This is a genomic window from Costertonia aggregata, assembly GCF_013402795.1.
GTDB lineage: Bacteria > Bacteroidota > Bacteroidia > Flavobacteriales > Flavobacteriaceae > Costertonia > Costertonia aggregata.
Genome location: NZ_CP058595.1, coordinates 2,841,329 through 2,855,803 on the forward strand (window position 1 = coordinate 2,841,329; position 14,475 = coordinate 2,855,803).

The following is a 14,475-nucleotide window of genomic DNA, read 5'->3' on the forward strand; positions in this document are numbered from 1 at the left end:
TTTGTTCCCCTGTACTATATGAAAAGTATTGTATTGATTGTTTCACTTTGTTTTTCCATGGTCCTTTTGGGCCAAGACTGGGAAAATAGCTATTCGGATGCACTTACAACGTCAAGGGAAAGTGATAAGCCCATCGTTTTGGTTTTTTCTGGTTCTGATTGGTGTGCACCCTGCATAAAGTTAGACCAAGAAATATGGCGATCGCAGGATTTTTTGGAATATTCAAAAGATAATTATGTTTTGTATAGGGCCGACTTTCCACGAAAAAAGAAAAATACAATTGCCGAAAACCTTAAACGAGCCAATGCAAAATTAGCTGAGAGCTATAACCCTAAAGGATTTTTTCCGCTTGTGGTAGTTTTGGATAAAAATGAAAAGGTCTTGGGAAAGACCGGATATAAAAAACTAAATCCGAACGAATACATAGCACTCCTAAATTCTTTTGTCGAGTGAAATACTTATCATCGTTCATTATGGTTTTGTTCTTTTGTTTTGTTCACGGTCAAGAACAAAAGAATATTACCGTACACAAAATAATGAAATTGATGGGTAGCAGGTTCGAGATTACCGTGATCGCCCCCAATGAAGAAATAGGCTACATCAACATTGATGAAGCCGTTGCCGAAATTACGCGTATCGAGAAAATGATTTCGTCCTGGGACGAGGATTCCGAGACATCGCTCATCAATAAAAATGCGGGCATAAAGCCGGTGAAGGTAAGTAAGGAGCTTTTTATGCTATTGCAACGCGCTAGGCAGATATCAGAAATCACCGATGGTGCTTTTGATGTTACTTACGCCTCTATGGATGCGGTCTGGAAGTTTGACGGCTCCATGAAATATCCACCTACCGAGTCGGAAATAAAAAAATCGGTCAGTAAGGTTGGTTATGAAGATATGATTTTAGACCCCGTAGCCAATACTGTTTTTTTGAGAAAAAAGGGTATGAAAATAGGTTTGGGCGGTATTGGTAAGGGGTATGCAGCGGACAAAGCGAAAGAGTTTCTTATTTCAAAACAAGTAGAGGGGGGTATCATCAACGCAGGTGGTGACTTGACTACCTGGGGCACTAAAGTAACCGGGGAAAAATGGCTGATAGGCATCGCAAATCCTTTGAGTAAGGATAAAATGTTTTCGTGGCTTCCGGTCGTTGAATCATCGGTGGCCACGTCGGGGAATTATGAAAAATTCGTCGTATTTAATGGGGAAAAATATACGCATGTTATTGATCCAAGAACAGGCTACCCGTCCTCAGGTATAAAATCGGTCTCTATTTTCGCAAAAAGTGCCGAATTGTGTGATGCTCTTGCGACCGCAGTATTTATTATGGGAAAGGAAACCGGCCTATCTTTGGTAAATCAGTTGGGCGGTACCGAGGTGATCATTGTAGATTCGGATAATAAGTTTCATAAAAGCAGCGGTATCTTGTTTGATAGCGATCCTTGATAAGCTGCCCTTAGTTGATATCTCTTAAAAATTATTACCTTACCGTTATGAAAAAGATAGGTATGCTGTTTTTGTTTTTTGTCTCTTTCACTTCGTGTGTGGCGGTAAAAGAATATGAAAAAGTATATATTAATGATGAGGAAATGCGACTGAGCGCAAGAGGCAGTGAACGTTTTGAAACCAATTTCCAGATTTACCGAGAAGCAGCTGCAGGGGCTAATGGCGGTAAGACGGGAGGCGGTTGCGGTTGTAATTGACCGATATTTTCTTTATTAGTGGAGTACAGAGGAAATGTTGTCCGAAATTGTCCAGTGCGAAATTAAATACGTTATGCAGTAAATTAAACTGAGTTTCAAACCTGTATTTTTGAATTGCTCACCTTGATCTGTTCAAGAATGTTTTTATTGGAGTGAGCCTCAAAATATCAAAACTATCCGTTTTAGAACCCTAAAAACCACCAATTCTGAAAAGCCTGATTCTTCTGTTTTTATTTTCTTGTATCACTTTTGCACAAAACGATAGTTCTTACAAAAAGCGTGTTTTGGAAAGCGCCGAGGTAGATGTATTGTTCAGTTATTATGGTCAGAACGGACAAAATGCAGCGGTTACGGGCGGGGAGGGTACCGAGGAGCTTACCGACGCTACATCAACGATTGTAGTACGTTTGCCCATGGGCGAGGATGGCATACTGACCGTAGATGCCGGGATATCGGCTTATACATCGGCTTCGTCCAGTAATGTAAACCCTCTAGATGGCAATCCCGATAACCCAGTGAGTCCTTTTAGTGCATCCTCAGGGGCCTCTAGGCAAGATGTCCTGTCTTATGTAAACCCTACCTACGAACATTTTTCGGAGAATAGAAACTCCATTTACACGGCTAATCTCTACATTTCTTCGGAGTATGATTATTTTTCATTTGGTTTTGGGGCGGGATATTCCCTTTTGTTTAATGAAAAGAACACCGAAATCAGCATAAAAGGACAGGTGTATTTGGATAAATGGAATTCGCAATATCCCATTGAGCTCAGAGGGTCCTTCTTTGATGACCGTATTACGGGAATTGGCACGTACGATCCAAACTTTACGGCGTTTGAAAACGAAACCAGAAATTCATATGCCCTTTCGCTTGGCATATCGCAAATATTGGGTGAGAAAATACAAGGCTCTGTTTTTATGGATGTTGTTTCGCAGAACGGCTTGTTGAGCACTCCGTTTCAAAGGGTCTATTTTGGTGATGTAAATGACTTTTTCATTAACGAATTTCAGTTGGCCGATGACGTTGAGCGACTTCCGGACAGTAGGCTAAAAATACCATTGGGCGGTCGGCTTAACTTTTATTTGAACGATACCTTTGTTCTGCGAACTTATTACAGATTTTATGCCGATGATTGGGGAATAACCTCACATACCGCAAATTTGGAAGTTCCCATTAAGTTGAACGATAAGTTTACGATATACCCCAACTATAGATATTATACACAAACTGCGGCGGATTATTTTTATGAAAAGGAAGATGCCCTTTCTTCATTTGATTTTTATACATCCGACTATGATTTATCTGAATTTAATGCACACCAATACGGATTGGGATTCAAATACAGGGATATCTTCACCAAGGCCAAAGTTTTTTTTCTTGGCTTAAAGACTATCGATTTGCGATTCAATACCTATAACAGGAATGATGGTCTGGATGCTTACATAGTTACGTTGGGCACTACTTTTGTCAGCTTTTGAAGTATTTTGATCGTACAGTCGTTATTTTAATTTTGCCGACCGATTGTTTTAAGGGCGGATATTTTAAATCTACAAATTATCGTAAATTCGCAATCCAAGAGTAGGATGACTTATGATTGATAAATTAAACATTGTAAAACAACGTTTTGATGAGGTTTCTGACCTGATTATACAGCCCGATATTATATCAGATCAAAAACGTTATGTGCAATTGACCAAGGAATATAGCGACCTCAAAGAACTGGTGGCCAAGCGTGACCAGTATGTAGAGCTTACCGATAATATTGAAGAAGCCGAAGAAATAATCTCCGACGGTAGCGATGCCGAAATGTTGGAAATGGCCAAGATGCAACTGGAAGAGGCCAAGGCCGAACTGCCCAAATTGGAAGAGGAGATAAAATTGATGCTCATACCCAAAGATCCCGAAGACGCTAAAGATGTGGTAGTCGAAATCAGGGCCGGAACAGGTGGCGACGAAGCCAGTATTTTTGCTGGCGACCTATTTAGGATGTATACCAAATACTGTGAATCCAAAGGATGGAAAACCAATGTTATCGATTTAAGCGAAGGTACCAGTGGCGGCTTCAAGGAGATTCAATTTGAGGTTACCGGACAGGACGTTTACGGTACCCTAAAGTTCGAGGCTGGTGTACATCGCGTACAACGTGTACCTCAGACCGAGACACAGGGTAGGGTACATACAAGTGCTGCAACGGTCATGGTTTTACCGGAAGCCGAGGACTTTGATGTTCAGATAGACCCAAAAGACGTACGTATCGATTTCTTTTGTTCCTCGGGTCCAGGCGGTCAATCGGTAAACACTACATATTCCGCAGTACGGTTGACCCATATCCCCACGGGTCTGGTCGCACAGTGCCAAGACCAGAAATCGCAGCACAAGAATAAGGATAAGGCCTTTAAGGTATTGCGTTCCCGTTTGTATGATTTGGAATTGGCCAAAAAGCAGGAAGAAGATGCCGCCAAACGTAATTCACAGGTAAGTAGCGGCGACCGTTCCGCAAAAATTAGGACATACAACTACCCTCAGGGCAGGGTTACCGATCACCGTATAGGGCTGACTTTGTATGATCTGCAGAATATAATTGATGGTGATGTTCAAAAAATCATCGATGAATTGAGTTTGGTCGAAAATACCGAAAAACTGAAAGAAGCTTCTGAGATATTTTAAACGATATTTTGTCCTTTCGAGCGCAGTCGAAATAATTTGGACTTTACAACGCAAAATTCCCGACTGCGCTCGGAAGACTATTTAAATGACCACCGAACAACTCGTACAACAAATTCGTAAAAAACAATCGTTCCTTTGTATAGGTCTGGATACGGATTTGGAAAAAATACCACCTCATTTATTGAACTCGGACGACCCGATTTTTGAGTTCAACAAATCGATAATAGATGCTACACATCATTTATGTGTTGCCTATAAGCCGAATACGGCTTTTTATGAGGCATACGGTATCAAAGGTTGGAAAGCGCTGAAAAAAACCATAACGTATTTAAATAAGAACTATCCTGAAATATTTACCATAGCCGATGCTAAACGCGGGGATATCGGTAATACCTCTACCCGTTATGCAAAAGCTTTTTTTGAAGACTTACATTTTGATTCGGTCACCGTGGCACCCTATATGGGAAAAGATTCCGTAGAACCTTTCTTGTCTTTTAATGACAAACACACTATTCTTTTGGCATTGACCTCAAATGAAGGGGCTTTTGATTATCAAACCAAAAAAACAGAAAACAAGGAACTTTACAAGCAAGTATTACAAACAGCTATGACCTATACCAATGCCGAAAACCTAATGTTCGTTGTTGGAGCCACAAAAGCCGAATACCTCACCGAGATACGTAAAATCGTTCCCGATAATTTTTTGTTGGTGCCTGGGGTCGGAGCACAAGGCGGTAGTCTGGAAGAGGTATGTAAATATGGGATGAACAAAGATGTAGGCCTGCTTATAAATTCTTCTAGGGGTATCATTTATGCCTCGCAAGAAAAGAACTTCGACAAAGAAGCGGCCAAAAAAGCAAAGGAGTTACAATTGCAAATGAAGAGCGCACTCATTGCGATGTAAAACTATCCCATTAAATTTTCCAAAGTTTTCTTGATTTTTTTGGCTTTAAGCTCAAAAAAGTCTCCTAGCTTTGTGCCAGCATATTCCATACGGGAAGCTTTTTCCACAAAATTCTGATACTGGTGCTCCAACAAGGCTATTGCTCGTTCTCCATCCGATAGGGGAGTGATAGTACCTACCTTACAATATTGCTTTTCCATAATCAAACATTTTATTCTTCTAAAGATACGTCCAAAATCAATTTTTAGATGTTCATTTTCTGTGTAAGTACTTAAAAAACAGTTAATTTGACTTTTTTTAACTTAAATTTAAATTTTAGCAAAAATGAGTTCATTTCATGCGTAAGTTGTATCGCACAAAATCTTCGTTTAAATGCCAAAATTTATCATCCTTTGTTGAAATATGTTACATTTACAAAAAAAAGAATTGCTCAGCTATACCAAGCACTTACATCATACTTCAAGAGAATGGGTCACTTTTGTCCATGGGGCAGGGGGCAGTTCATCCATTTGGTATAAGCAAGTGCGGGAATTTAAAAAGCACTTCAATATATTGTTGTTGGATTTAAGGGGGCATGGCAACTCCAAACCCAATCTAAAAGATGCTTTTAGCGATAAGTATACGTTTGATTCGATAACCAATGATATTGTAGATGTCATTGACTATGAGAGAATAGGGAAATCCCATTTTATAGGAATATCGTTGGGTACAATTTTAATTCGAAATTTGGCTGAGAAATACCCCCATAGGGTAGAAAGTATGGTCATGGGCGGTGCCATCATGAAATTGAATTTTAGGTCCCAGGTCTTAATGCGTTTGGGCATCATTTTCAAATCTATCGTTCCTTATTTATGGTTATATAAGTTTTTTGCGTTTGTCATAATGCCGAATAAAAACCACAAAGAATCCCGTTCCCTTTTTGTACGGGAAGCCAAAAAGCTATATCAGAAAGAATTTATTAGATGGTTTAAGCTTACTTCGGAAATAAACCCTTTACTGCGTTTTTTTAGGTCTGCCGATATAAAAATCCCCACGTTATATGTAATGGGAGAGGAAGACTATCTGTTTTTGCCCACGATTAAAAAAATCGCCCATGCGCATGTGGTTTCAGACCTTTTTGTAGTACCGGAGTGCGGCCACGTGGTAAACATAGAACAACCCTATGTTTTTAACAAAACGGTTATTGAGTACCTTACCGGCTTAAAATAAATCAGCAATAGTCAACCAATGCAGTAGCATAAAAAAAACCGATGCTCCCACCGGTTTTAAGACTAACTAACTCAAAAAATACTAACTCAATATCTTACATTAAAATAACGTGGCTATTTTTCAATTATTGTTGAATGGCCAAAAAACTAATCCTGAAGTGCAAAAACCTTTTTTAATATTCCCGAAGTACGTGCCGAGACTTTGTTCCTGATTTCTTTTTCCTCGATCGCTATCATGGTGTAAACACCATTAAGGGCTTCTGTTGTGACATAGTCGGTCAAGTCAGGATTCACGTTATTGGTCAACGGTATATTGTTATACTTTGTGATAAGGCCGTTCCATATCTTGTCCGCACCGACTTTCTCAAATGAGGATTTTATGATAGGATTAAATTTATCATAGAGTTTTGTTTGTGTTGTATTGTTCAAATATTGTGTAGCGGCATCATCTGCTCCCAGCAAAATGGTTTTGGCATCGTTAAACGATATACCTTTTATGGCATCTACAAAAATTGGGGTAGCTTCGCTAACCGCATCTTCAGCGGCCCTGTTTAAGACTTTTAGTCCTTCGTCCGCAAGGTTGCCCAGCCCAATGTTCCTCAAGGTCTTATCGACTTTTTTCAGTTCTTCGGGTAAAAATATCTTTACCAGTTCATTTTTAAAGAACCCGTCTTTTTTGGTCAGCTTACTTACTTGTTTTTCAACACCATTGTTAAGGGCGGCTTTCAAACCTTGGGCTATTTCGGCATTGCCAATGCCAGAGGTTCCTTGGGGAAGCTGATTTACTACTTGTTGTAGCTCTCCGCAAGACACACATTGTAATAAGAGAATACATAAAATCGTTTTTTTCATATCAATGTTTTTAATGAAACTATACAATTATTTTCAATAGTATTGAATTTCAAAAGTAGAACAATTACGATGATTTCTGGAGGCAGTCTCCATATTAAAGGTATAAGGTATAGTGGGGAAGTAAGTTCTCTTACGAATCAAGGCCGTTGGAGCCAAGTGATAACCGCCATGATTTGAACGATTTTCTAAATACCTTTATCTCTTTGAGAAGTAGGTTCAGATATTCCTTTTCCTTAACACCGTCCATTTCTAGACCCTTGCAATAAGAAAGTATGTTCTGGGTCATGATGTGAATAAAATTAGCACTATGTATTCTGACCGAATATGATTGTGAAGACTCTACCAGCTCAATTTTTTGGGTAATCAATATAGCATCGGTAAGTAGTGCATCTGCAATATGATCCCGTAAGCTGTTGGATTTATATAGTTCCAACAAATTTTTATTATGCGATACAAAAGCAGCTATCTCCCTGCTCAACAAGCAAAGGTTTATAGCTTTTCTATAAATAGGTAAACGATTTAGATTTTTTCGGGACATGGTAAATACTATAATTACATAAAAATACGATGAAAATAAAATTTATTACTTTTGATTATAAGGCCTGTAATAGTTTTTAATAACGAATCATTAGTTTTTAAGTTTTAATTATTTTGAATATAAAAATTGATAGTATAAACTGGGAAATTCTAAAACGACTTCAACAAAATGCCCGGGAAAGCTTCGCGAATATCGGCAGGGAAGTGGGCTTAACGGCACCCGCCGTAGCTGAAAGGGTCAAAAAGCTGGAGGATTTGGGTGTCTTGGAAGGTTACACTGCGAAAGTGTCCCATTCCAAGACCGGGCATCAGCTAAAAGCGATTATTACGCTACGTGCATTTATGGGTAAATTAAAGCCTTTTTTAGAAATGGTAAGTACTTTGGACGAGGTTTTGAATTGCTACAGGATTACCGGCAATGAGAATATTATTATGGAAGTGGTTCTTCAAGATCAATTTCATTTAGAAGTTTTTATTGATAAGCTCATTCAATACGGCGAAACCCGAACGCATATCATTTTATCTGACGTTATTTCCGATGCGCCTATCAAAAGAAGAAGTATATGAATTTTTTAGAAAATGAAGATATTTACTTTCACAAGTATAAATTCCCTAACTTTAAATTAAAAATTTGGCTAGATTTTTGTTGTCATTGTTCTTATGAAAAAAATTATACTTTTTGTCCTTCTGGGCTCATTTATCTCCCCCCTGCTAAACGCCCAAGAGTTGGTTTTGAAAAAAGGTGTCGTCATCGATGCCGTTAAAGTAGGCGATTCAATCGCTGAAAGTTTTAGTTTATATCTTCCCACTAATTTCGAAACGGGTAAAAAATGGCCGCTCATCGCAGTGTCCGACATGAAGGGTAGGGGGCAACAGGCACTAAGAATGATGGTTTCCTCGGCAGAGGAGCAAGGGTATGTAGTGGTAGCATCCAATAATATTAATGACTCACTTTCGATCACGAAGAATATTCTTATTGTGAGTAGAATGCTTCGTAGTTTGTCATCAACCTTACCTATTGAGCCCAATGGTATATACATGGCCGGTTTTTCCGATGGGGGTAGGTTCGCCTCTTTGGTTCCTAATTTTGTTAAAGGTATAGCGGGCGTGATTTCGTGTGGTGCTAATATTGCGAATTTGGAGATTTTAAGCAAAAAAAATCTGTTCCATTACATAGGTATCGTAGGCAGGAAAGATTTTAATTATCCGGATATGATTCGTACCCAAACGCTTTTGAATAAGATGGGTTTTCCGAACAGGCTCATAATTTTTGAAGGTGGCGAGGAATGGCCAAAACCGGAGTACATATCAGACGCCCTGCGCACTTTTACTTTAGCATCTATGGGTAAGGGTACTATGGCTAAAGATGATGCTTTTTTAAAAGATTCCTATGCATATCATTTAAACAGGGTAAACAGTTTGTTAACTACTTCGCAGCCTTTGGGTGCAAATCATTTGCTTGGGGAAATGATGAAAATGTATAGGCCCCATTTTAGTGTAGACTCCCTCAAGGACAGTAAAAAGGTCTTAAAAAGAGGAAAAAATTTCAAAGCAAGGTCACGATCCAGGAATGCCGCCTTTTTTAAGGAAAGCTTGGTCAGGGAAGATTACCAATATTATTTGGAGGAAGATGTGCTGACCTATAATTACAATAATTTAGGTTGGTGGAACTATCAAATGGAAGAATTGAAAAAATACAATGAAAATAATGATGTTTTCAAAAAGAGAATGGGCATACGATTAAAAGGATACGTAAATGCTTTGGTACAAGATTATATTGATGCTTACCAAGCCGAGAAAACCAAAGACGAAGAAGCCTTGAATTTTTTATGGATGGTAAAAACGATAACCGCTCCCAAAGAATATAAAAACTATCTTAATATTATTTCGAACAGTGCCCGGATCGAAGACTATGGCACATCGTTATTTTACCTCGAAGAATTGCTCAAAAACGGCTACACCGATCGTAAAACGCTTTATGCCCTTGAGCATACCGCTCTTTTGAGGATAACCCCCGAGTTTAATGAAATCGTTGAAAAGTATTTAAAGAGTGCTAGATACGATATTATTGAGGAATAAAATGAGGTACTTTGTCCAAATCCCAATTTATCACAAGGCCTTCTGCGAGTGATTCCGCAATGTCTTTCCCATATAAAAGTTCACAAAGATAAAGAGCGGCCTCAAAGCTTTTCGCCCCACCGGCCGAAGTGATGTATTTTTTATCGTGTACAAACAATACACTGTCTTTCACGCTCAAATGTGGGAACATTTTTTTATAGGCAGCGATATCACTGGGGAACGTGGTCGATATCACACCATCTAACAATCCGGCTTTTGCAAGCACAAAAGCACCATCACAATGGGAGGTTATAAATAAAGCGGACTCATCAACCTTTTTGACAAATTTTAAAAGGGTGGTAACTTGCAAATCACTGTTCAGATGATGTTCCGCACTGGGTACGACCAAAATATCAATTTTTGGGATAGTATCCCGAATGTAATTAAAATCGGGAAGTATGCGAACGCCTTCAAAGGTGGTTATGGGTTCCAGGGTATTGGCAACCGTAAAAGTGTTCATCGCTTTTATGTTTTTTCTGTATCGGGTATGCTGAAAAATATCAAAAGGTGCCGTAAATTCGGTATTGTACGTACCGTTCATGATCAAAAAAGCCACATTGTAGCGGTCAGGTTCAAGTTTCGGCAAAACCCTTTCTGTATTTTTTGTCTTCGCAGTAGTTTCTTTTTTGGCATCTGAACAGGAAAACAGTAAGGTAGATATTAATAACAATACTATAGGTAGTCTCATTGTTTAGCTTGATTTTAGCTGGTAAAGTAAACCCAAAAGAGTCGTAATAAAAAGTTGATATCGTATTTTTGAACTCAAAGTATATGACTATGAAGTATATTTTTGTTTTTTTTGGTTTGATGATTTTTGGTTGTAAGACCGAAAAAAAATATCATGATGAAAAAAAGGAAGAAATAGCCCTGCAAAGTACCAATGCCCTATCGGAAATAAAACAATTTCAGGATAACCTGAATGAAGAATTCAAAAACCCGAACACATCACCATTGCCCGATAGGTACAGAAAAAATTTTGAAAGCCTGGATTTTTTCCCGCCAGACACAACTTTTAGAGTGCTCGCAAAGTTCGAAAGAACACCAAATGCTTTACCGTTCATGATGCCCACTACGACCGAGAGACAATCTGAAGAAGTGGTGTACGGCATCGCTACATTTGAATTAATGGGAGATAAATACAAATTGGAAATTTATCAAAGTCCCGAATTGATTAAGGAAGAGGAGTATGAAAATTATTTGTTCTTGCCCTTCTTAGATGATACGAACGGAAAAGAAACCTATGCCGGCGGTAGGTATATAGATTTGACCATACCCAATAATGATACTATAGTCATAGATTTCAATAAGGCCTACAATCCTTATTGTGCATACAATAAAAAATACTCATGCCCGATCGTTCCTACCGTGAATACGTTGAACACAAAAATTTTGGCAGGGGTAAAAACATTTAAAAAGTAAAATCCCGGTAGTTATGCCGGGATTTTAAGATATAGGGAACAAAAATATATCAGAACGAGTAAATGGCGGCTATCAAGAAAGACGATAGGCTCTTTGTCGCTTCGAGATCGTTATCAAGAAAGCGTTCGTCGCTCCAAGAATCTAAACGTATCTCTGGCTTAATTATCAAATTTTCTATGGTATAGCTTCCTGTTAATGTAGCTGCAATAACACTTTCGTCATCGGTGCCATCAATACCATCAAAAGGTGTAAAATATTCGGCTCTTAGACCTAATGTAAAATTATCTGAAGTGGCATATTGCGGATACAAAGCCGCTCCAGCGAAGCCAGCACCGTCATTATCTGCATAAGCTGCATTAATTCCCAAAAAGAAATCTTCGGACAGGTCAAACCCACCGGTATAGTCAATCTCAAAACCTAATTTAGCGTTTCCGTCATAGTAAAAGTTCAAAAATTGTCCTGAATACCCAAGTTGTGCCCCTAAGGCATATTCCCCGGTAAGGTTAAAGTTTTCATCGGTTACGTTCATTACCGCCAACATTAGGCTAAAATCATCTGATAGTGCAAAGTCGGCTTTCAAGCCTACGTGGGAAAAAGGACCGCTTGAAAACAAATATGATGTACTATAATTAAAATTGGCTGCAGGGGCAATTACTTCATAGCCTAAATACGTGTTGAATCTACCCGCGGTAAGGGTCGTTTTTTCAGAAATGTTCCAGTAAGCGTATAATTGGTTCACAAATATCCCCGCATCGCCCCCAGCGGCTTCCAATGCCCTTGGGCCATAGACCAAATCTGCAACGGCACCCGTTTTTTCTCCCTCATAGCTTGCTATCAAATTTGCAAAACCCAAAGCAAACCCGGTGGCACCGGCAAAAGAAGTTCCAGGGTTTTGAAATGAGTTTCCTTCATCGCCAAAAATAGGCCTGTCAGATGAGTTCAGATTTGTTCTAAAATACGCATCTACACTACCGCTGATAGAAAGCTTTTTTTCTTTTACTTCATCCTCTTGCGCATAAGAAACTGCTGTTGTTATTGTAAAAGCCAATAATAATAGATTTTTTACGAAATTTGTTTTTGTAATCTTCATAAGAATAGATTTTAGTATCCCTTTGGGATAGTTTGATTGATTTTTTTGAATAGTGAAAGGTTACATAACGGAGCGTTCTGCCAAACGCTCCGTTTCCTTTTTAATGTTGGTTCATTCTAAAATCGGCATATGCATCCATACCGTGTTCGTGAATGTCCAGACCGTCAAGCTCCTCTTCTTTGGAAACCCGAATACCTACTGTTTTCTTAAGTGCGAAGATGATGATAAAAGCAGATATTGAGCAAAATGTTGCCGTTGCGCCAACCCCTGCCAATTGATAAAGAAATTGATCGCCGCCTGCCTTTACGCCAAATATTCCAACGGCCAACGTTCCCCAAATACCACAAACTAAGTGAACGGCAATGGCGCCAACGGGATCGTCAAGTTTAATTTTATCGATTAGGGCAACCGCTAAAACTATAATGGCACCAGCTAGAAGCCCAATAATGATCGACTCAAAAGGAGACATTAGATCGGCCCCGGCCGTGATACCTACCAATCCCCCTAAAATACCGTTTAAGAACATGGTAAGGTCCAGATTTTTGTAAAGTAACGTTGAAAAAATAAATGCCCCAACACCACCGGCCGCTGCGGCCAAGCATGTTGTGACCAATACCAATGAGGTGCCGGCCGGGTCGGCCGAAAGCACAGAACCACCGTTAAAGCCAAACCAGCCTAACCATAGTATTAGTACTCCGCCTGCGGCCAACGGAATGTTGTGACCGGGAATGGCTTTAGGCTTGCCGTCCTCTCCAAATTTACCAATACGTGGTCCCAATAGGTATACAGCGATCAAGGCTGCCCAGCCACCAACGGAATGTACCAAGGTAGATCCTGCAAAATCATGAAACCCTTTTGCATCTGGTGCAGTTTCAGCAGCTGTTCGTATCAAATCGGCTTCTGCCTGTGTGTTGCCCAATACGTTTAAGAATCCTACGCCCCACTGCCACGAACCTACGATAGGATAAATGAGCCCTACGTAGACTATGGTAAAAATCATGAACGGCCCGATCTTGATTCGTTCGGCCACGGCTCCGGAGACTATTGTAGCAGCGGTAGCGGCAAACATTCCCTGAAAAAGAAAGTCAGTCCAATAGGTGTATCCGCCACTGTATGCCAAATCTAAAGTACCCTCGGTATTTAATGGGGCTTCAATGCCAAATCCGGCAAATTTTAAAATACCCATCTCACCTTCTCCAAACCCTGGGTACATTAAATTAAATCCCCCGATATAATAGAGCAGTAGGCCTACACATATTATAAAAACGTTTTTGAATAAAATGTTTATTGTATTTTTTTGTCTGGTAAGGCCGATCTCCAAAAATGAGAAACCCATGTGCATGAAGAATACCAAAGCGGTACATAACATCATCCAAACATTGTTCGTAGTCAATAATCCTTCCATAATATATTTTGTTTAGTTAGTTGTTGGTTTAATTGATTCCAGCTTGTCCGCTTTCTTTAGTTCGTATTCTGTAAGCTTCGATGATATCGGAAACGAAAATTTTTCCATCACCTACATTTCCAGAATAAGCGGATTCCAAAATCGTGTTTACGGTCCTTTCCAAAAATTCATCGGATACTACGATGGATAGATATCTTCTTTGGATATCCGTAGTGCTGTAAGAAATGCCACGATATACATGACCTTGTTTCTCATTACCGACTCCGGTAACGTCCCAGTAGCTAAAAAAGTTTACCTCTATTTGATGCAACGCTTTCTTGACGTCATCAAATTTGGACTTTCTAATGATTGCCTCAATTTTTTTCATTTGTATAGTTTATTGTTGATCGTCCAAATATATGTTAAAAAAATTAACACCCTTAAATATGATAGGGGTGTGCCTTGTATTTTTATTATTATATGATTTTGACCCCCATAAATTTATGGGTATACAAAATATATAGTAAAATATTATGTATACGATATTTAAAAGAGCATATCATAGGGTCAAAAACAATAAAGAGAAGGTCTAAG

At 39.1% G+C, this 14,475-nt stretch carries 17 protein-coding genes; 10 read left to right on the forward strand and 7 right to left on the reverse strand.

Going from position 1 to position 14,475, the window contains the following annotated elements; genetic code table 11:
- The first annotated feature begins 18 nt into the window (after window positions 1-18).
- The 6 genes from HYG79_RS13055 (at window position 19) to pyrF (ending at window position 5,273) form a co-directional block, all read left to right on the forward strand.
- Window positions 19-453, forward strand: a complete 435-nt coding sequence (locus tag HYG79_RS13055) for a thioredoxin family protein (RefSeq protein WP_179242515.1) — start codon at window positions 19-21, stop codon at window positions 451-453.
- A gap of 20 nt (window positions 454-473) precedes the next feature.
- Window positions 474-1,445 carry an FAD:protein FMN transferase gene (locus tag HYG79_RS13060; protein WP_228027989.1) on the forward strand — a complete coding sequence of 324 codons (972 nt, stop codon included), beginning with the start codon at window positions 474-476 and terminating at the stop codon, window positions 1,443-1,445.
- 47 nt (window positions 1,446-1,492) lie between these two features.
- Window positions 1,493-1,702 (forward strand): DUF4266 domain-containing protein, encoded by a 210-nt coding sequence (locus tag HYG79_RS13065; protein ID WP_179242516.1) that lies wholly within the window; start codon window positions 1,493-1,495, stop codon window positions 1,700-1,702.
- A 206-nt stretch (window positions 1,703-1,908) separates the two neighbouring features.
- Window positions 1,909-3,180, forward strand: coding sequence for a DUF3570 domain-containing protein (locus HYG79_RS13070; protein WP_179243562.1), 1,272 nt, complete (start codon window positions 1,909-1,911; stop codon window positions 3,178-3,180).
- Between the two features lie 112 nt (window positions 3,181-3,292).
- Window positions 3,293-4,369 carry a peptide chain release factor 1 gene (prfA, locus tag HYG79_RS13075; protein ID WP_179242517.1) on the forward strand — a complete coding sequence of 359 codons (1,077 nt, stop codon included), beginning with the start codon at window positions 3,293-3,295 and terminating at the stop codon, window positions 4,367-4,369.
- Between the two features lie 85 nt (window positions 4,370-4,454).
- Window positions 4,455-5,273 carry an orotidine-5'-phosphate decarboxylase gene (gene pyrF / locus HYG79_RS13080; RefSeq protein WP_179242518.1) on the forward strand — a complete coding sequence of 273 codons (819 nt, stop codon included), beginning with the start codon at window positions 4,455-4,457 and terminating at the stop codon, window positions 5,271-5,273.
- Window positions 5,274-5,275: 2 nt separating this feature from the next.
- On the opposite strand, the gene HYG79_RS13085 is transcribed toward pyrF, so the two are convergent.
- Entirely contained in the window at window positions 5,276-5,473 is a 198-nt protein-coding gene (locus HYG79_RS13085; RefSeq protein ID WP_179242519.1) for a hypothetical protein, read from the reverse strand.
- A gap of 202 nt (window positions 5,474-5,675) precedes the next feature.
- On the opposite strand from HYG79_RS13085, the gene HYG79_RS13090 reads away from it, so the two are divergent.
- Entirely contained in the window at window positions 5,676-6,482 is an 807-nt protein-coding gene (locus HYG79_RS13090; RefSeq protein ID WP_394366992.1) for an alpha/beta fold hydrolase, read from the forward strand.
- Between the two features lie 146 nt (window positions 6,483-6,628).
- On the opposite strand, the gene HYG79_RS13095 is transcribed toward HYG79_RS13090, so the two are convergent.
- Both HYG79_RS13095 and HYG79_RS13100 read right to left on the reverse strand, forming a co-directional pair.
- Window positions 6,629-7,333 carry a DUF4197 domain-containing protein gene (locus HYG79_RS13095; protein WP_179242520.1) on the reverse strand — a complete coding sequence of 235 codons (705 nt, stop codon included), beginning with the start codon at window positions 7,331-7,333 and terminating at the stop codon, window positions 6,629-6,631.
- A 130-nt stretch (window positions 7,334-7,463) separates the two neighbouring features.
- Window positions 7,464-7,811, reverse strand: a complete 348-nt coding sequence (locus HYG79_RS13100) for a hypothetical protein (protein WP_317168445.1) — start codon at window positions 7,809-7,811, stop codon at window positions 7,464-7,466.
- Window positions 7,812-7,984: 173 nt separating this feature from the next.
- On the opposite strand from HYG79_RS13100, the gene HYG79_RS13105 reads away from it, so the two are divergent.
- Together HYG79_RS13105 and HYG79_RS13110 are read left to right on the forward strand one after the other, a co-directional pair.
- The gene (locus HYG79_RS13105; protein WP_179242522.1) at window positions 7,985-8,437 is read left to right on the forward strand and encodes an Lrp/AsnC family transcriptional regulator; all 453 of its coding nucleotides are present in this window, start codon (window positions 7,985-7,987) and stop codon (window positions 8,435-8,437) included.
- Window positions 8,438-8,530: 93 nt separating this feature from the next.
- A complete protein-coding gene (locus HYG79_RS13110; protein WP_179242523.1) occupies window positions 8,531-9,949 on the forward strand; it encodes an alpha/beta hydrolase in 1,419 nt (472 codons plus the stop codon).
- On the opposite strand, the gene HYG79_RS13115 is transcribed toward HYG79_RS13110, so the two are convergent.
- Window positions 9,936-10,676, reverse strand: a complete 741-nt coding sequence (locus HYG79_RS13115; protein ID WP_179242524.1) for a DJ-1/PfpI family protein — start codon at window positions 10,674-10,676, stop codon at window positions 9,936-9,938. The two genes, HYG79_RS13110 and HYG79_RS13115, sit on opposite strands and share 14 nt — an antisense overlap.
- A gap of 89 nt (window positions 10,677-10,765) precedes the next feature.
- Between HYG79_RS13115 and HYG79_RS13120 the strand changes: the two genes are divergently transcribed.
- Window positions 10,766-11,407, forward strand: a complete 642-nt coding sequence (locus HYG79_RS13120; protein WP_179242525.1) for a DUF1684 domain-containing protein — start codon at window positions 10,766-10,768, stop codon at window positions 11,405-11,407.
- Window positions 11,408-11,456: 49 nt separating this feature from the next.
- On the opposite strand, the gene HYG79_RS13125 is transcribed toward HYG79_RS13120, so the two are convergent.
- The 3 genes from HYG79_RS13125 to HYG79_RS13135 all read right to left on the reverse strand — a co-directional run bounded on the left by HYG79_RS13125 (window position 11,457) and on the right by HYG79_RS13135 (window position 14,269).
- Entirely contained in the window at window positions 11,457-12,497 is a 1,041-nt protein-coding gene (locus HYG79_RS13125; RefSeq protein ID WP_179242526.1) for an outer membrane beta-barrel protein, read from the reverse strand.
- Window positions 12,498-12,597: 100 nt separating this feature from the next.
- Window positions 12,598-13,902, reverse strand: a complete 1,305-nt coding sequence (locus tag HYG79_RS13130; protein ID WP_179242527.1) for an ammonium transporter — start codon at window positions 13,900-13,902, stop codon at window positions 12,598-12,600.
- Window positions 13,903-13,930: 28 nt separating this feature from the next.
- Entirely contained in the window at window positions 13,931-14,269 is a 339-nt protein-coding gene (locus tag HYG79_RS13135) for a P-II family nitrogen regulator (RefSeq protein ID WP_179242528.1), read from the reverse strand.
- Between the last annotated feature and the right edge of the window lie 206 nt (window positions 14,270-14,475).